We start from the raw sequence: 18494 nt of genomic DNA on the forward strand, positions 1-18494 counted from the left end.
AAACAGATGCGCTTTTCCCGATTTTTCATTGATCGGCCGATCTTTGCCGGCGTGATCGCGGTGATCATCACGGTCGTCGGCCTGCTGGCCTATGTCGGCCTTCCGATCAGCCAGTATCCCGACGTGGTGCCGCCCACCGTCACCGTGTCGGCACAATATCCCGGCGCGTCCGCCGAAACCGTCGCGGAAACCGTCGCGGCACCGATCGAGCAGGAGATCAACGGCGTCGACGACATGCTCTACATGGGCTCCCAGTCGACCGGCGACGGCAAGACCGTCATCACCGTCACGTTCAAGATCGGTACCGACCTGGACGCCGCGCAGGTGCTGGTGCAGAATCGCGTCGCCGTCGCGACGCCGCGCCTGCCCGAGGAAGTCCAGCGGTTCGGGGTCGTCACGCGCAAATCGTCGCCCGACTTTCTGATGGTCGTCAACCTGCAATCCCCGGACGGCAGTTTCGACCGGAACTATCTGTCCAACTATGCCTTGACCCAGGTCAAGGACCGGCTGGCGCGGATCGAGGGCGTGGGTGACGTGCAGCTGTTCGGTGCGCGCGATTTCGGCATGCGCATCTGGATAGACCCGGGCCGTGCTGCGGCGCTGAACCTGACCGCGGGCGAGATCCTGTCCGCATTGCGGGCGCAGAATGTTCAGGTATCCTCCGGCGCGTTGGGTCAGCCGCCCTACGACACGGGCAGCGCCTATCAGGTCGGTGTCGAGATGCAGGGCCGGCTGGCCGATCCCGAACAATTTGCGGACATCGTCGTACGTACCGACGCCGACGGGCGGCAGGTCCGCGTGCGTGACGTCGCGCGCGTCGAACTGGGCGCGCAGGATTACAACATCAACACCTATCTGTCGGGCAAGCCGACCGTCGTGCTCGCCGTGCTCCAGCGGCCGGGGTCGAACGCCTTGCAGGCAGCCCAGGCCGTCCGCGCGGAAATGGATTCGCTTGCGACCAAATTCCCGAGGGGACTGGAATATTCGGTCATCTACAATCCCACCGAATTCATCGGCCAGTCGATCGACGCCGTCTACGAGACGCTGTTCGAGGCGGTGATTCTGGTGGTGCTGGTCATTCTGGTGTTCCTGCAGAACTGGCGCGCCGCGATCATTCCGATCCTGGCGATTCCGGTGTCGCTGATCGGCACTGCGGTCATGCTGGCGGCGCTGGGCTACTCGCTCAACAACCTGTCCCTGTTCGGGCTGGTGCTGGCGATCGGCATCGTGGTCGACGACGCTATCGTCGTGGTCGAGAATGTGGAGCGGTATATCGAGGAGGGCCTGTCTCCGCTGGAGGCCGCGCGCACGTCGATGGACGAAGTGTCGGGCGCGCTGATCGCCATCGTGCTGGTTCTGTGCGCGGTGTTCGTCCCTACGGTGTTCATCACGGGCATTTCGGGCGCCTTCTACCGGCAGTTCGCCGTGACCATCTCTACTGCGACGGTCATTTCGCTGCTGCTGTCGCTCACCCTTTCGCCGGCTCTGGCCGCGATCCTGTTGCGCCACAGGTCGGCACCCGCGCAAGATGCGCGGCGCTGGAAACTGTGGCTGCATGGCGCGGGCGAACGGTTCAACCGGGGCTTTGAACGCCTGTCGGACGGTTATTCGCGGCTGACCCACCGGCTGGTGGTGAGACCGCTGCGCATGATGGCGACCTATGGCGCGCTGATCCTGGCCACTGTCGCCGTTTTCTGGGTAACCCCGGCCGGGTTCGTACCGCAGCAGGACCAGGGCTATTTCCTCGCCGCCGCTTTCCTGCCGCCGGGTTCCTCGCTGGAGCGGACCGACGAGGTCACGCGTGAGATCGCGCAGCGGCTGCTGCCCATCAAGGGCATTCGCGGTGCGGTGATGTTCGCGGGCTTCCATGGGCCCTCGCGCACGGCAGCACCGGATTCAGCCGCCATCTACCTACCCTTCGACAGCTTCGAGGAGCGCAAGAAGCTGGGCGTTACCTATGCCAGCATCATGGCCGAGGCACAAAAGGCCGTCGCCGGCTACGACAAGGCGATGATCCTGCTGCTGCCGCCGCCGACGATCAATGGCATCGTTCCGCCGGGCGGCTACCGCATGATGGTGGAGGACCGCGAGGGCCACAGCTATACCGAGCTGGCCCAGGCGGCCGGCGGCCTGATCGCCAAGGGTAACCAGCAGAAGGACATGACGCAGGTCTATACCCTCTACAACGAGGCTACCCCGCGCATCTTCACCGATGTCGACCGGCGCAAGGCGGAAATGCTGGGCGTTCCCCCGCAGCGCGTGTTCGAGGCCTTGCAGGTCTATCTGGGGTCGTCGTTCGTCAACGACTTCAACCTGCTGGGCCGGACGTTCAGGGTCACCGCGCAGGCGGACGCGCCTTATCGCGGAACGGTGGCGGACATCGCCAATCTGAAGACCCGGTCGGATTCGGGCGCGATGGTCCCGATCGGATCGGTCGCCACCTTCCAGGACAAGACCGGCCCCTATCGCGTCGTCCGCTACAATCTGCGCCGCGCGATCGAGGTCGACGGCAACACGCCGCCGGGATATTCCTCGGGCCAGTCGCTGGCGACGATGGAAAAGATCGCCGACGAAACGCTGCCGGAGGGCTACGCCCATGAATGGACAGGCATCGCCTACCAGCAGGTCACGGCCGGCAACACGGCGGGCATCGTGTTTGGCATGGCGGTATTGTTCGTGTTCCTGGTGCTGGCGGCGCAATATGAAAGCCTGGCGCTGCCGCTCGCGATCATCCTGATCGTGCCGATGTGCCTGTTCGCCGCCATGCTGGGCGTCAATATCCGGGGCATGGACAATAACATCCTGACCCAGATCGGCCTGGTGGTGCTGATCGCGCTGGCGGCGAAGAATGCGATCCTGGTTGTCGAATTCGCCCGCGCGGCGGAAATCGACCGTGGCATGTCGCCGGTGGAAGCGGCCGTCTATGCGGCGCGGACCAGGCTCCGCCCGATCCTGATGACCAGCTTCGCCTTCATTCTGGGCGCGGTCCCGCTGGTCATCGCCAGCGGTGCCGGGGCGGAGCTCCGCCAGGCGCTGGGCACGGCGGTGTTCTTCGGCATGGCTGGCGTCACCGGTTTCGGCCTGCTCTTCACGCCGACCTTCTACGTGGTGTGCCGGGCGCTCGCCGACCGGCTTCGCCGCCAGCGCCCGACGCGCGGCGGGGACGACAGCCCGGCCCTGCAACCGGCCGAATAAGGAGTATCGATATGTTCGCACGCACTGCGATCGCGGCGCTGCTGGCCGCGACGGCGCTGACCGCCTGCACCGCAGGCCCGGACTATGCCCGGCCACGGATACAGGCGGAAGCGGCCGCGCCCTTCATCGGCACGGACAAGTCCGATGCCGTGACGGCCGCCCAGCCGATCGCGCAATGGTGGCGGCAATATGATGACCCGCTGCTCGATCGGCTGGTGGCCGATGCACTCGCCGCCAATACCGACATCCGCATCGCGCTCGCGCGCATCGAAAAGGCGCGATCGTCGCTGCGCGGCGCGAAGTCGGACCGGTCGCCCTCGACCGACCTGCAAGGCTCCGCCACCTATGGCCGCGTACCCGAAAGCCAGGCGCCCGCAGGCGTGGACCGGGAAGGACGTACTGTCGATGCCGGCATCAGCATCGGCTATGAAGTCGACCTGTTCGGTCGGGTCCGCCGGGGGGTGGAAGCGGCGCGCGGCGACTATGAGGCGGCGCAGGCCGATGCCGACGCTACGCGCCTGACGATCGCGGCCGATACGGTGCGCGCCTATTTCGACGCCACCACAGCCTCTGAAAGCGCGGCGGTCGCCCGGCGCACCGTTGCTTTGCTCGACGACAATATGCGCATTACCGGCGCGCGCGAACGGCGCGGTCTTGCCGACCGGATCGACGTCATTCGCGTGATGCAGTTGCGCGAACGGCAGGCGGCGGACATTCCGACCTACGACGCCGCACGCGACGCCGCGCTGTTCCGCATCGCGACGCTGACCGGCCGCACGCCCCGGCAATTGCCAGCCGAACTGACGGGCGCGGTAACGACCCCTGCCCTCTCCTCCCCCTTACCGGTAGGCGACGGCCAGTCGTTGCTGGCGCGCCGTCCCGACATACGCGCCGCCGAGCGCCGGCTGGCCGCTGATACTGCCCGCATCGGCGTCGCCACCGCCGACCTCTACCCGCGCATCACGCTGGGCGGATCGGTGGGCACGACGGCGGTGGGCGCCACCGACATCTTCTCGGGCGGTCCGTTCCGCTGGCTGCTGGGGCCGCTCATCTCGTGGGCTTTCCCCAATCAGGAGGCGATCCGCGCCCGGATAGACAGCGCGACGGCGGACAGTCATGCCGACCTCGCCGCGTTCGACGGCGCGGTGCTGGGCGCGCTGGAGGAAACGGAAACGGCCCTGTCCGCCTATCGCAACGCCATGCGCCGCGAAGTCGTGCTGGGCCAGGCCCGCGACGCGGCCGAGCGCGCCGCCAAGGCCAGTCGTGCCCGCCAGCGTGTCGGCGAGATCGACTTTCTTGCCGTGCTGGACGCCGAACGCACCCTGGCCGCCGCCCAGAGCGACCATATTGCCGCCCGTCGCGCGACCGCCTTTGCCCAGGTCGACCTGTTCCGCGCACTGGCGGGGGGATGGGAAGCGGAATGAGGGCGGCTGGCATCCCCGCCGTCCCCCACGCATGGGATCGATATGTGGGGTCGGCCTAGCCAAGCCCGCAGCGTCGATCCCAAGCCTCAATCATGGTCGCGCCCGCCCGCGCCCATATAGAGTTCGCTGCCGGTTTCCTTGAACAGCCTGCTCATTTCCTCCATGCCCTTGAGCGCGGCGGCCTTGCTGGCTTCGGCCACTTCCGCGCCCGTGAGGCCGGCTTCCAGGAAGCCGTCGGCGGGCTGGTTCTTCCTGGCGGCAAAATCTCGCACTTCCTGCGAGATCTTCATCGAACAGAATTTGGGCCCGCACATCGAACAGAAATGGGCCGTTTTCGCGCCTTCGGCTGGCAGGGTCTGGTCATGATATTGTTCTGCGGTATCGGGATCGAGCGACAGGTTGAACTGGTCGCGCCAGCGGAACTCGAACCGCGCGCGCGACAGGGCATCGTCGCGGACCTGGGCCGCCGGATGGCCCTTGGCCAGGTCGGCGGCATGGGCGGCCAGCTTGTAGGTGACGACGCCGACCTTCACGTCATCCCGGTCCGGCAGGCCCAGATGCTCCTTGGGCGTGACATAGCAGAGCATCGCCGTGCCGTACCAGCCGATCTGCGCCGCTCCGATGCCGCTGGTGATATGGTCGTAACCCGGCGCGATGTCGGTGGTGAGCGGCCCCAGAGTGTAGAAGGGCGCCTCGCCGCAGACCTGCAGCTGCTTTTCCATATTCTCCTTGATCTTGTGCATCGGCACATGGCCGGGGCCTTCGATCATCACCTGAACATCCTGTTTCCAGGCGCGGTGGGTCAGTTCGCCCAGCGTATAGAGTTCGCTGAACTGGGCTTCGTCATTGGCGTCGGCGATGGAGCCGGGGCGCAGGCCGTCGCCCAGTGAATAGGCGATGTCATAGGCCTTCATGATCTCGGTGATCTCGTCGAAATGTTCGTAGAGGAACGACTCCTTGTGGTGCGCGAGGCACCATTTCGCCATGATCGACCCGCCGCGCGAGACGATGCCGGTAACGCGCTTCGCCGCCATCGGAATATAGGCCAGGCGGACGCCCGCATGGATGGTGAAATAATCCACGCCCTGTTCGGCCTGCTCGATCAGCGTGTCGCGGAAAATCTCCCACGTCAGGTCCTCGGCGATGCCGCCGACCTTCTCGAGCGCCTGGTAGATCGGCACGGTGCCGATCGGGACGGGCGAATTGCGCAGGATCCATTCGCGCGTGTCGTGGATGTTGCGGCCGGTCGACAGGTCCATAACCGTGTCCGCGCCCCAGCGGATCGACCAAACCAGCTTGTCGACTTCGGACGCAACGTCTGAAGCGACGGCGCTGTTGCCGATGTTAGCATTGATCTTCACCAGGAAATTGCGGCCGATCGCCATCGGCTCGCTTTCCGGATGGTTGATGTTCGACGGAATGATGGCGCGGCCGCGCGCGATCTCGTCGCGCACGAATTCCGGCGTCACATAATCGGGGATCGACGCCCCCCAGCTTTCGCCGTCGCGGACATATTCGGCCAGGCGGGCGCGACCCAGATTCTCGCGCTCGGCCACATATTCCATTTCCGGCGTGATGATGCCGCGACGGGCGTAGTGCATCTGCGACACGTTACCGCCCGCTTTCGCGCGCAACGGGCGCTTCACGATATTGGGAAAGGGCTGGACACCGCCGGAACGGTCCGGCCCCTTGATGCCGTTATCCTCCGGCTTCACGGTGCGGGCGTCATAGGCCTCCACATCGCCGCGTTCCATGATCCAGTCGCGGCGCAGGGCCGGCAGGCCGGCCATGATGTCGATCCGCGCGTCCGGGTCGGTATAGGGGCCGGACGTATCGTAGACGCGCACAGGCGGTTCGCCGCTGGAGGGCTCCAGGTCGATCTCGCGCATCGCGACCTTTCGTGGCCCGACATGAATCTTGCGCGACCCGCGAATGGGGCCGGTCGTGACGCGCATTTCGGTACGGGCGGGGACGTCTGCCATGTAACTCTCCTTCGGGCGGAGAGAGAATGCGGGCGGTTTGACGGCTCGCTCCCTCCCTACGCCGGTGTCAGCCGGATCAGGTTCAGCGGGTCGCAGCCACATCAGCTGCCTCTCAACCGCCTGTGAGCGGTCCCCCGGGGATGCTGGACAGGATAGGAGCTTGGCGGCACAAGGTCCAGCAGCTTATGACCGATCCCCATCTCCCTGACCTGGGCACCAAGGCCGGACGCAAGGCGTTTCGCCACGAAATGCGCATGGTTGCGGTACGGCCGCGCCGTTGGGGACTGTGGTTTCTGACCGGTGGCGCCCTGCTGATGATATTGCCCTCCGCACTCGACATGCATGATATTTTCGGGTGGTCGCCCAGCCTTTTGGGGATCATGCTGATCGCCGCGGCGTTACCCCTGCTTGTCGCCGGAGCGCTGCTGCGGCGGCGCTACCGGCGGGCGCGCCTGATGCCCGTCAGGGGGGATGGACCGACATGAAAAGGATTTTGAGCTTGGTTTCCGCTGCCCTGCTGACCGGCGCCGGCGCACCGCCGATCGCCCCCGCCGACGACCCATATATCTGGCTGGAGGACTGGACCGGTCCGCGCGCGATGGAGTGGGTGGAAGCGGAGAACAAGGCGACCGAGGCCGCGTTCCGGAACGACCGGCGCTATTCCGGCTATTATGAGCAGGCGCTCGCCATCGCGTCGGCCAAGGACCGGATCGCGATGCCGATGATGATCCACGGACGCATCTATAATTTCTGGCGCGACGCCGACCATCCGCAGGGAATCTGGCGGTGGACGAGCCAAGCCGATTATGCGTCCGACGCGCCCCGATGGACGACGGTGCTGGACCTTGACGCCCTGTCGAAGGCGGAAGGGACGAAATGGGTGTGGAAAGGCGCATCCATCCTCGATCCCGACGAAAAGCGGGCACTCGTCAACCTGTCGGACGGCGGCGAGGATGCCGTCAGCCTGCGGGAATTCGATCTTGGGACGGGACATTTCGTCGAAGGCGGATTCAACATCCCCACGTCCAAGCAGAATGAAGGCTGGCTGGACCGCGACACCATCCTGCTTGCCCGGGACTGGGGCGAAGGCACTCTGACGAAATCGGGCTATCCCTTTGTCGTCAAGACGTTGCGGCGCGGTCAACCCTTGAGCGCGGCGCAGGAAATCTATCGCGGCGAACCGGACGATCAGGTCGGCACATTCCCGATAATCCTGTCGGACGGGTCGGGCAATCGCGCGGCCTTCCTCTACCGCGGCGTGACCTTCTTCGGCAACGAGACCTATCTCGTCACCCCGCAGGGCGTGAAGAAGTTGCCGCTGCCCGCGAAAAGCAACCTGCAAGGCATGGTCGATGGCCAGGTGCTGATCCAGACCAGCGAAGAATGGACGAGCAGCGGCGTTACCGTGCCCGCCGGTTCCCTCGCCGCCGTGCCGCTGAAGGCATTGCAATCGGGCGAAACGCTCAAGCCGCAAATCCTGTTCGCGCCGACCGCGCGTCAGTCGATCGACGGCGTGGCGGCGACCAGGGGGCATGTCATCCTCGCCTATAACGACAATGTGCGCGGCAGGGTGCTAGTGCTGACGCCCGGCGCGCGCGGCTGGACCGGTCGACCGGCGGACCTGCCCGACAACGCCACCATTTCGATCGCGTCGGCGACCGGCAAGAGCGATCAGACTTATCTCGCGGTCGCAGGCTTTCTGGCGCCCACGACGCTCTGGGCGATGGATGCAGCCGACCCGGCCCCGCGCCAGGTCAAGGCGATGCCCGCCCGCTTCGATGCTGCGGGCCTGGTGGTCGAACAGTTCGAGGCGACATCCACCGACGGCACGAGAATTCCCTATTTCATCGTCCATCGCACCGACATGAAGAAGGATGGCGCGACGCCGACGATCATGACCGCTTATGGCGGGTTCGAAGTGCCGATGACGCCAAGCTATGCCGCCATCACCGGAAAGCTGTGGCTGGAACGGGGCAACAGCTTCGTCCTGGCCAACATCCGCGGCGGCGGCGAATTCGGCCCGGCCTGGCACGAAGCCGGTCTCAAGACCAAAAGGCAGGTCATCTATGACGATTTCGCAGCCGTCGCGCAGGATATTTTCGCGCGCAAGCTGTCGTCGCCCGAAAAATTCGGCATCTATGGCGGATCGAACGAGGGCCTGTTGATGGGGGTGGAATTCAACCAGCATCCCGACCTCTGGAACGCGGTCGTGATCCAGGTGCCGCTGCTCGACATGATCCGCTACGAAAAGATTGCGGCCGGCGCGTCATGGGTCGATGAATATGGCAGCGTGTCGGTTCCTGAAGAAAGGGCGTTTCTCGAAAAGATCTCGCCCTATGCCAATATCCGCAGGGGCGTCTCCTATCCTCCGCCCTATGTCTGGACGACGACCAAGGACGACCGGGTCGGCCCGCAGCATGCCCGAAAGTTCGCCGCGCGGCTGAAGGAATATGGCATCCCCTATCATTTCTACGAGGATATCGCAGGCGGCCATTCGGGCGACGCGGACATCGCGCAGGGCGCGCGCCTGCAGGCGATGCAGATGGTCTATTTCAGCCAGCGTCTCGAGGGAAAATAGCCCGATCCGGCGCGGCGACGGCTGGAATCTTGCACGCGAAACGATTTACACATTGCATTGCAGCAAGGCGTGGCGTTTGATCGTGTCATGCTCAAAGCCGCCCTGCACCACCTCACCGCCTACCGCTATAGCCGTCCGATCCGGCTGGGCCCCCAGGTCATCCGGCTCCGCCCCGCGCCCCATAGCCGAACGAAGGTGCCCAACTACGCCCTGAAGATCGAACCGGCGAATCATTTTCTGAACTGGCAGCAGGACCCGCACGGCAACTGGCTGGCCCGGATCGTCTTTCCCGATCCGGTCGATCATTTCAGTATCGAAGTCGACCTGCTGGCCGATCTCGACATCATCAACCCTTTCGATTTCTTCGTCGAACCCTACGCCGAAAATTATCCGTTCGCTTATGACGAGCAATTGAAGACGGATCTCGCCGCATATTTCGACGTGGAGGAACAGGGACCGCTATTCGATGCGCTGGTCGCCGAATATGACGGGCACGAAAGCCGCACGGTCGATTTTCTGGTCGAGGTCAATCGCCGCCTGCAACAGCGCGTGGGCTATGTGATCCGCATGGAAGCGGGCGTGCAGGCGCCCGAGGAAACGCTGGAGATCGGCACCGGCTCCTGTCGCGATTCGGGCTGGTTGCTGGTGCAGCTGTTGCGGCGACTGGGTTTTGCGGCACGGTTCGTGTCGGGCTATTCGATACAGCTCGTCGCCGATGTCGAGCCGCTGGAAGGCCCCAAGGGCGTGACGCAGGACGTCGTCGACCTGCACGCCTGGGCCGAAGCCTATGTGCCCGGCGCGGGCTGGGTCGCGCTGGACGCGACCAGCGGCATGTTCGCGGGCGAAGGCCATATCCCGCTCTGCGCCACGCCCCATTATCGCTCCGCTGCTCCCATCAGCGGCATGGCGGAACCGGCGGAAGTCGATTTCGCCTTCGAGATGTCGGTGAGCCGCATAGCCGAGGCGGTCCGGATCACCAAGCCGTTTACCGACGCGCGCTGGGACGCCGTGATGACGCTGGGCGCGCAGGTCGACGCCGATCTCGCCGCGCAGGATGTGCGCCTGACCACCGGCGGGGAACCCACCTTCGTGGCGGAAAATGGAGGCGATGCCGGGGAATGGAACGGTGACGCGGTCGGGCCGACGAAAGCGGGCTATGCCGACCGGCTGATCCGTAAGCTGCGCGCCGAATTCGCAACCGGCGGCCTGCTGCACCACGGCCAGGGCAAATGGTATCCGGGCGAAAGCCTGCCGCGCTGGGCCTATGCCGTCTACTGGCGCAAGGACGGCGTGCCGCTGTGGCGCGACGCAGACCTGATCGCCACCGACGAACCGCCGCCGGGGGCGCGGACGGTCGGCGCGGACGACGCCCGAGCGTTTCTGGCGGCGATGGCCGGCAATATGGGCTTTTCCGCCGACTATACCCATCCTGTCTATGAAGACCCGGCCATATGGGCGATCAAGGAATCGGACCTGCCGGTCAACGCCACGCCGGACGATCCCAAGATCGCCGATCCGGAAGCTCGAGCGCGGATGGTAAAGGCCTTCTCACGCGGTCTCGACCAGCCGGTAGGATATGTACTGCCGGTGCAGCGGTGGCAGAGCCAGGCGACCACCCCGCGCTGGCAGAGCGAAATATGGCAGCTTCGCCGCGGCAAGCTCTATGCGGTTCCGGGCGATTCCTCGCTTGGATACCGTCTGCCGCTCGGTTCCCTGCCGCATGTGCCAGAGGCTTCCTATCCCTATATTCACCCCCGCGACACCAGCGAACCGCGCGGGCCGTTGCCCGATTTTCGCGCGCAGGTGAGCGAACCCGCCACGCGGGAGGAGACACAGGCCCAGCCTGTGCGGCGGGTCGGCGAGGCAGAGGGCGGTGCCGCGCCACAGCAGCGGGTCGAACAGGTGCTGATAGAGGGCGCGGTGCGCACCGCCGTCACGATCGAACCGCAGAACCATTATCTGTCGGTCTTCCTGCCGCCGGTTCAGATGCTGGAAGATTATCTGGAACTGATCGCCGAGGTCGAGCGGGTGGCCGAGGCGATGCGCATCCCGGTACGGATCGAAGGCTATGCGCCGCCCCCCGATCCGCGACTGGACGTTCTGAAGGTCACGCCCGACCCCGGCGTGATCGAGGTGAATGTACAACCCGCCGCGAGCTGGGACGAGACGGTCCGCATCAGCGAGCGGCTATACGCGCTGGCCCGCGAATGCGACCTGACCGCCGACAAATTCATGGTCGACGGCCGGTCGGTCGGCACGGGCGGAGGCAATCATATCGTGCTGGGCGGGCCCAGCCTCGACGATTCGCCCTTCATCCGGCGGCCCGACCTGCTCAAGAGCTTCATTCTCTACTGGCAGCGGCATCCTTCGCTTTCCTATCTCTTTTCCGGCCTTGTCATAGGGCCGACCAGCCAGGCGCCGCGCATCGACGAGGCGCGGCATGACGGGCTTTACGAACTGGAAATTGCACTGGCACAGGTGCCCGATCCGGTGACGGAGGGCGTGGACAAGCTGCCCCCGCCATGGCTGGTCGACCGGCTGTTCCGTAACCTGCTTGTCGACGTGACTGGCAATACCCACCGCACCGAAATCTGCATCGACAAGATGTTTTCGCCCGATGGTCCCACCGGACGGCTCGGCCTGCTGGAATTTCGCGGTTTCGAAATGCCGCCGGAAGCGAAGATGAGCCTGGCCCAGCAATTGCTGATCCGCGCGCTCACCGCATGGTTCTGGCGCCAGCCGCAGCAGGGCGGCCTGGTGCGTTGGGGAACGGCACTGCACGACCGCTTCATGCTGCCGCATTTTGTCTGGGCCGATTTCCTGGAAGTGCTGTCCGACCTGCACGGCGCGGGCTATGATTTCGACCCCAACTGGTTCGAGGCGCAGCGGCAGTTCCGTTTCCCCATCCACGGCGAAGTGGATGCCGGCGGCGTGGCGCTGGAAATCACCCACGCGCTCGAACCATGGAACGTGCTGGGCGAAACCGGCGCGATCGGTGGCACGGTACGCTATGTCGACAGTTCGACGGAACGGTTGCAGGTGCGTGCGACCGGACTCATCGCCGGGCGCCACGTCATCGCCTGCAATGGTCGCCGCATCCCCATGACGCCGACCGCCGTGCCGGGCGAAGCCGTGGGCGGGGTACGGTACAAGGCATGGGCGCCGGCCAATTGCCTGCATCCCAACCTGCCCGTCAACGCGCCGCTGACCTTCGACGTGCTCGACAGCTGGAGCGGGCGTTCGCTCGGCGGCTGCGTCTATCATGTCGCGCATCCGGGTGGGCGCAATTACGACACGCTGCCGATCAACGGCTATGAAGCGGAATCGCGGCGCAAGGCGCGCTTCCAGGATCATGGGCATACGCCCGGCCCCGTCGACATGCCGCCCGCCGAAATGCCCGGCGAATTTCCGATGACGCTCGATCTGCGCTTCAAGCATCCGGTCGGCTGATGGCGACGGACGCCCTGGCGTCGCCGGTCGCGGGCAAGGGATGGGCCGATGCCTATCTGGCGGCAGCGTCGCGCGGCGATCTGTTCGCGGACGCAACCCCCGCCATGGCGACGCACTGGCATATGATGCTGGAGCGGCTTTCCACGCAGGTTCAGGGCGATCCGGCGGTGCTGGCCGACCATGTCGCGCGTCAGGCGACAGCCCTTGGCATGGCTTTTCGCCTGACCGGGGACGAGCAGGAACGCGCCTGGCCGCTGGGTCCCGTCCCGCTGCTGATCGGGGCGGAAGAATGGACCCATATCGAACGCGGCCTGACGCAGCGCGCCGAATTGCTGGATCGCGTTGTCGCCGACATCTATTCCACCCAATCGCTGGTGCGCGAGGGCAAGCTGCCCGCCAGCATAGTGACCGGAAGCCCGCATTACTGGCGCGTGATGACGGGCACGGCGCCGCCGCACGGCCATTATCTCCATTTCTACGCCGCGGACATCTGCCGCGGTCCCAATGGCGAGTGGCGGGTACTGGCCGACCGGGTGCGCACGCCGGTCGGTGTAGGCTATGCGCTGGAAAACAGGCTTGCCTTGTCGCGTGCCACCGGCGACCTGCTCGGCGCCATGAATACGCGGCGGCTGGCGCCGTTTTTCACCGACCTGCGCGGCGGGCTGGCCGCCGACTGCGTCCGGTCCGAACCGCGCATCGGTCTGCTGACACCTGGGCGGTTCAACCAGAGCTATGCAGAGCAAGCCCATCTCGCGCGCTATCTGGGCCTGCTTCTGGTCGAGGGTGACGATCTGATCGTGTCGGACGGCCGGCTGTTCGTGCGCACGATTCAGGGGCTCAAGCGCGTCGACGGCCTGTGGCGGTGGATGGACACGCGCTTCATGGACCCGCTTGCCTTTGACGGGGGATCGCGCATCGGCGTGCCCGACCTGTATGACGCCTGCGCGCGGGGCGGGTTGATGATCGGCAATTGGCCGGGCGCGGGCGTGATCGAATCGCGCGCGCTGGCCGCCTTCCTGCCCAAGCTCGCCCGCGCGATGCTTGGCGCCGACCTCATCCTGCCCAATATCGCGACATGGTGGTGTGGCCAGCCGCGCGAGCGCGCCTATGTGCGTGACCGGATCGACCAGCTGGTGATCGGTTCCGCCTTCGGCCAGAGCGCGGCCGGACTTGCCGGCGGCCATGGGGTGCCGGGCGCGACCCTGGACGCGACCTCGCGGGCCACGCTGATGGAGGCGATGACGCGGCGACCGATGGATTATGTCGGACAGGAAATGGTGCGCCTGTCCACCACGCCGGCGGTGATAGACGGGCGGCTGGCTCCCTTGCCCTTCAGCCTGCGGGTTTTCGTCGCCCGCGATGCACAGGGCCAGTGGCGGGTCATGCCCGGTGCCTTCGCGCGGCTGGCGGGCCATGACGATATTCGCGCCGCGCTGATGGGGGAAGGCGACATGTCCGCCGACATGTGCGTGGTCGACGCACGGCCGGTGCCGCCAGACAGCCTGCTGGGCGGCGCACCCGCCATCCGGCGGGTCGGTGGGATGTTGCCCGCCAAGGCGGCAGACAATCTGTTCTGGCTGGGACGCTATATCGAACGGACGGAAATGGTGTTGCGGATGATCCGTACCATTGTCGGCGGATCGATCGAGGCCGACCTGGGCCCTTCGCTGGCTTCGCCGGCAATGGCCCGTCTGGTTAACGAACTGGCGCTATGGCACGCCGTGCCCGGGAGCGGCGGGGCGGTGGGATCGCTGTGCGCACAGGCGCTGGGCGACGCGCGACAGCCCGGAAGCGTGCGCGCGCTGATGGGCGTGGTCGCCAATATCGGCGAAGGATTGCGTGACCGGCTGGCGAGCGATTTCTGGCGGCTGGTGCGCCTGCCCCTGCCGCGTTTCGATGAAGCTGCGACGGAGACGCTGCTCGACGCCTCGTCGCGGATGATCGAGCGGATTTCGGCGCTGTCCGGGCTGGCGGCGGAAAATATGGGCCGGACGGAAGGTTGGCGGTTCCACGACATGGGACGGCGGATGGAGCGTGCCATCAATGGCTGCCGGCTCGTCTCGCTGTTTGGCGGCGATGACGCATCGGCGGACGACCTTACCGTATTGCTCGACCTGACCGACAGCCAGATCAGCTATCGCACGCGCTATCTGACCGGCCCGGCGCTGGCTCCGGTGCGCGACCTGGTTGCGCTGGAACCACAAAATCCGCGAGCGATCGTCTGGCAGGCGCAGCGCCTTGCCGACCATATCGCTTCGCTGCCGACGTTGCGGAACGACGGCATGCCCGAAGAGCCGCGCCGCCTGGCCGACGCGCTCGCCGCGCGGCTTTCGCCCCTGACCGGCGACACGCTGACCATGGCGGACATCGCCGATGCCGAACATCGTCTGACGGCCCTGTCTGACGCGATCGGCCAGCGCTATTTCCTGCAGGTGCGCAAGACGCAGAGCACGGACTTGCTGGCATGATCTACCATGTCCGCCATCGGACGATTCTCCATTATGCCGCGCCGGTGCGACTTGCGCGCTTCAATCTGCGGTTGAAGCCCGCGCCGTGGGCGGGACAATGGTGCGCCGACTATCGGCTTTCGGTCGATCCCGCTCCATCGGTCATACAATCGCGGCCGGGCGGCTGGCCGGTCGATGTGGCCCGGCTGGTCATCGAAAGCCCGATCGATACGCTATCCATCGAAACCAGTTTCCGCGCCGGCGTACAAGGCGGCGGAATCACGCCGCAGCCCGACGACCCGACGATAGGCACAGTGGCGAAGGCGGCCCTGATCGACCGGGACATGGGGCCTTCGGCACCGGCCCACTATCTCTACGCATCCAGCCGTGCGCCGCTGCTGCCCGCCATCGGCGCCTGGGCCGGCGACCTGCTGGGGCCGGACCGGCCGGTCATCGTCGCCGCGCTCGACCTTGCGCGGCGCATCCACAGCATGTTCAGCTATCAGCCGGGTGTCACCGACGCGGGCACGCCGGTCGCCGAGGCTTTCGCCGCACGACACGGCGTATGCCAGGATTTCGCGCATGTCATGGTGGTCGCCCTTCGGCTCGTGGGCCTGCCCGCCGCCTATGTCAGCGGCTATCTGCGCACCGATCCCCCGCCCGGCATGGCGCGGCTGATCGGCGCGGACGCGATGCACGCCTGGGTCATGCTGTGGTGCGGACCGACGCGGGGCTGGATCGGTTTCGATCCAACCAATGGCTGCATCACCGGGGACGGCCACCTGTTCGTGGCGATGGGCCGCGATTATGCCGACGTGGCGCCGATGGACGGACTGTTTGTGGGCGGGGCCGGCCAGAGCGTACAGGTGATGGTGGACGTCGCGCCCGAACAGGAAACTGCACTCAGCTGACGGGATCGAACATCAGCCACATGCCCTTGCGCGGGCGCACGGTCAGGCGGCTGATCGGTTCCGGCTTGTAACCCGGCCGCACCGACAGGCGATAGCGACGCAGCGTCGCCGCGATTACCGTCATCACCTCCTGCTGGGCGAAACCTGCGCCAACGCACACGCGCGGGCCGCGACTGAACGGGAACCATGCCTGGCGCGCCATGTCGGCATTGGCCGGATCGTCGAACCGGTCGGGGTCGAAACTGTGCGGACAGGCCCAATTGTCCTTGTTCCGCTGGGTTAGCCAGGGGGCCACGACCAGCATCGCGCCGGGCACGAGTTGCTTGTCGCGCATCTGCATCGGGCACGGCACCTCGCGCGGGAAAAAGGCGAGCGGCGGGTAGAGGCGCAGGGTTTCCTTGAATATGTTGCGCACCAGCGTCATGTCCTTGAGCATCGCGGGGGTCAACGGCGCATCGCCGACGATCCGCGCCACCTCTTCGCGCGCGCGCTGCTGGATATGATCGCATTCCGACAGGATATAGAGCGCCCATGTCATGGTGCTGGCCGATGTTTCGTGGCCCGCCAGGAAAATCGTCGCCACCTGGTCCATCACCGCCTTGAGCGTGAAATGCTCGCCCGTCTCGGGACTCTTCGCCTCGACGAGGGACTGGAGGATATCCTTGTGCGTCACCGGATCGCCCGCATGAAAGGCGTCGTAGCGCGCCTTGACGATGGGCGCGAAAACACCGCGGATGGTTTCGGCCGGGGCGACGGTCCGCCGGTCGAACCAGCCGGTCGGCAGACCGTAGAGCCCAAGCATGGATGAACTGTGCGACATCCTCTGGAACCGGCCGAACGCGCGGTGGATCACCAGCGACCGTTTCGCGTCCAGCGTCTGGCCGAAGAGCGTGCGGAAGATGATATCGGCCGCGACATGCGTCATCATCGGATCGATATTGATCGGCTTTCGCCGGTCCATGCCCGCGATGCGATCCAGAAATGCGTCGACCGCCGCGACCATCATCGGCATCGTCTTGTTCATCGCGGTATGGGCAAAAGCGGGGTTGATCATCGCCCGCTGATTTTCCCAATCCTCTCCGTTGGCGGAAAAGACGCCATTGCCGATCAGGGGCGACAACCCGCGCACCAGTTCGCGATGCTTGGGAAACTCCGTCCCGCCTTTCAGGATGCGCTCCACCAGCGGCAGTTCGTTGGCGATATACATAAGCTGGCCCTTGCCCCTGATCTCGCCCATCTTCATCGTGTAGCTTTTTTCGAACAGCACATGGATCCAGCTGTGCCAGCCGATGAAGAAACGGCGCATCATCGTGCGTTTGTTGCGCGTGGGTTGGGGAAAGGGCGGGGTAAAGAGCGGGTCCGTCATGGCAGGCTCCGAAAGGCGGCGACGGACTCATCGAGCGTAAGCCCTCCGGCGGTCAGGCTGATGAAATCCACCGGCGACAGGCGGTCGCCGACACGCAGATAGTCGAAATGCGCCTCATATTTGTGCGCCCAGCCGCTATGGTTATTTTCCGGCTTGTAGAAGAGGTGAAAGCGCGGCGACATAATGTCGACCCGCGCCACGAAATGATCGGCCGCGAGCAACAGCGGATTGACGCTGAAATAGGCGGCGCCGTCCGGCGGATAGGACAAGTCGACATAACGGAAATGCTTGTCCGCCAGCGCCTTGAGGTCGGCATGATACCATTTCGCGTCGGTGCGCAGCGCCACCACCGGCACCACCTGTCCCAGCCCCACCATCGCGAAATGCGGCGGCAGTGTATCGCCGCGCAGCTCGAACAGCCGGCGCATCACCGACATGCCCAGGATGGTGCCCGCACTATGGGTGATGAACAATATCTCGTTCCAGTCCCCGTCCATCTCCTCCGCCATGCGCCGGGCAAAGGCGTCCAGCCGGGCGTCGAGCGCCTCGCCAGGACCGCTCGCCGCCAAACTATGATGGTAATAGGTGAACCGTAGCAGCCAGGGCACCACCAGCTTGTTGAGCCGCTTGCCCACGGTCAGGGCGCTGATCGCAATGCCGATGAGCGCGGCCGCCCAGAAGGGCAGGACGATCCACAGCAGCAGCGCGGGAATGAGCGCGTAGAGGATGGGCAGCACCACCGCCAGAAAAGGCGGGTAGCAGATGGTGAAGACCGGACCGGGGCGCAGTTTCTTCATGCGGGCGAACTGCATGAAACGGGCGTGACCGACATAGGTGGCGATGGAACGCCAGGCCAGGATCAGCGGATTGCGAATCCACACCTTGCTCACCAGGTCTTCCCAACGGAGATATTCATAGTCGCACGCGACCGCGGCGGCGGCGTTGTCAACGCGCCAGCCCGCCGAAACCGTCGCCCCTGCGGCGCCCGATTGCCGGGCACCGACCACGATCGGGTCGCCGGTCAGCGCGGCATGGCGCGCCGCCTGCTCGCGATAGAGCTGGTGGTAGAAACGCACCCCGCGCGGATCGAATCCGCCCAGATAAAAGACTTTACGCTTGAACTTTTCCACGGCCCCCGCCC

At 65.5% G+C, this 18494-nt stretch carries 10 protein-coding genes and 1 riboswitch; of the genes, 7 read left to right on the top strand and 3 right to left on the bottom strand.

What is annotated here, in order from left to right; translation table 11 throughout:
- Window positions 1–6 precede the first annotated feature (6 nt).
- Window positions 7–3195, top strand: a complete 3189-nt coding sequence (locus tag J3E64_RS05980; RefSeq protein ID WP_253340886.1) for an efflux RND transporter permease subunit — start codon at window positions 7–9, stop codon at window positions 3193–3195.
- Between the two features lie 11 nt (window positions 3196–3206).
- Window positions 3207–4619, top strand: a complete 1413-nt coding sequence (locus tag J3E64_RS05985; protein WP_253340888.1) for an efflux transporter outer membrane subunit — start codon at window positions 3207–3209, stop codon at window positions 4617–4619.
- An 86-nt stretch (window positions 4620–4705) separates the two neighbouring features.
- On the opposite strand, the gene thiC is transcribed toward J3E64_RS05985, so the two are convergent.
- Entirely contained in the window at window positions 4706–6601 is a 1896-nt protein-coding gene (thiC, locus tag J3E64_RS05990; RefSeq protein WP_253340890.1) for a phosphomethylpyrimidine synthase ThiC, read from the bottom strand.
- 36 nt (window positions 6602–6637) lie between these two features.
- Window positions 6638–6748, bottom strand: a riboswitch (TPP riboswitch).
- A gap of 38 nt (window positions 6749–6786) precedes the next feature.
- Here thiC and J3E64_RS05995 point away from each other — a divergent pair.
- From J3E64_RS05995 to J3E64_RS06015, 5 genes are all read left to right on the top strand, one after another.
- The gene (locus J3E64_RS05995; protein ID WP_253340892.1) at window positions 6787–7086 is read left to right on the top strand and encodes a hypothetical protein; all 300 of its coding nucleotides are present in this window, start codon (window positions 6787–6789) and stop codon (window positions 7084–7086) included.
- On the top strand, window positions 7083–9179 hold the full coding sequence (locus J3E64_RS06000) for a prolyl oligopeptidase family protein (RefSeq protein ID WP_253340894.1): 2097 nt from the start codon (window positions 7083–7085) through the stop codon (window positions 9177–9179). Before J3E64_RS05995 ends, J3E64_RS06000 begins: the two co-directional genes overlap by 4 nt.
- An 87-nt stretch (window positions 9180–9266) precedes the next feature.
- On the top strand, window positions 9267–12629 hold the full coding sequence (locus J3E64_RS06005) for a DUF2126 domain-containing protein (RefSeq protein ID WP_253340896.1): 3363 nt from the start codon (window positions 9267–9269) through the stop codon (window positions 12627–12629).
- Entirely contained in the window at window positions 12629–15097 is a 2469-nt protein-coding gene (locus tag J3E64_RS06010) for a circularly permuted type 2 ATP-grasp protein (RefSeq protein WP_253340898.1), read from the top strand. Before J3E64_RS06005 ends, J3E64_RS06010 begins: the two co-directional genes overlap by 1 nt.
- Window positions 15094–15987, top strand: coding sequence for a transglutaminase family protein (locus J3E64_RS06015; RefSeq protein ID WP_253340900.1), 894 nt, complete (start codon window positions 15094–15096; stop codon window positions 15985–15987). The genes J3E64_RS06010 and J3E64_RS06015 overlap by 4 nt, the downstream gene beginning before the upstream one ends.
- On the opposite strand, the gene J3E64_RS06020 is transcribed toward J3E64_RS06015, so the two are convergent.
- Both J3E64_RS06020 and J3E64_RS06025 read right to left on the bottom strand, forming a co-directional pair.
- On the bottom strand, window positions 15980–17353 hold the full coding sequence (locus J3E64_RS06020; protein ID WP_253340902.1) for a cytochrome P450: 1374 nt from the start codon (window positions 17351–17353) through the stop codon (window positions 15980–15982). The genes J3E64_RS06015 and J3E64_RS06020 overlap by 8 nt on opposite strands.
- Window positions 17350–18483 (bottom strand): hypothetical protein, encoded by a 1134-nt coding sequence (locus tag J3E64_RS06025; protein WP_253340904.1) that lies wholly within the window; start codon window positions 18481–18483, stop codon window positions 17350–17352. Before J3E64_RS06025 ends, J3E64_RS06020 begins: the two co-directional genes overlap by 4 nt.
- Window positions 18484–18494 lie beyond the last annotated feature (11 nt).

The organism is Sphingobium sp. OAS761, from assembly GCF_024168485.1.
GTDB lineage: Bacteria > Pseudomonadota > Alphaproteobacteria > Sphingomonadales > Sphingomonadaceae > Sphingobium.

Bases quoted from the DNA above. Each gene is read 5' to 3' on its own strand.
- J3E64_RS05995 (WP_253340892.1), top strand. From the start codon at position 6,787: ATGACCGATCCCCATCTCCCTGACCTGGGCACCAAGGCCGGACGCAAG.
- J3E64_RS06010 (WP_253340898.1), top strand. From the start codon at position 12,629: ATGGCGACGGACGCCCTGGCGTCGCCGGTCGCGGGCAAGGGATGGGCC.
- J3E64_RS06005 (WP_253340896.1), top strand. From the start codon at position 9,267: ATGCTCAAAGCCGCCCTGCACCACCTCACCGCCTACCGCTATAGCCGT.
- J3E64_RS06015 (WP_253340900.1), top strand. From the start codon at position 15,094: ATGATCTACCATGTCCGCCATCGGACGATTCTCCATTATGCCGCGCCG.
- J3E64_RS06020 (WP_253340902.1), bottom strand. From the start codon at position 17,353: ATGACGGACCCGCTCTTTACCCCGCCCTTTCCCCAACCCACGCGCAAC.
- J3E64_RS05985 (WP_253340888.1), top strand. From the start codon at position 3,207: ATGTTCGCACGCACTGCGATCGCGGCGCTGCTGGCCGCGACGGCGCTG.
- J3E64_RS05980 (WP_253340886.1), top strand. From the start codon at position 7: ATGCGCTTTTCCCGATTTTTCATTGATCGGCCGATCTTTGCCGGCGTG.
- J3E64_RS06000 (WP_253340894.1), top strand. From the start codon at position 7,083: ATGAAAAGGATTTTGAGCTTGGTTTCCGCTGCCCTGCTGACCGGCGCC.
- thiC (WP_253340890.1), bottom strand. From the start codon at position 6,601: ATGGCAGACGTCCCCGCCCGTACCGAAATGCGCGTCACGACCGGCCCC.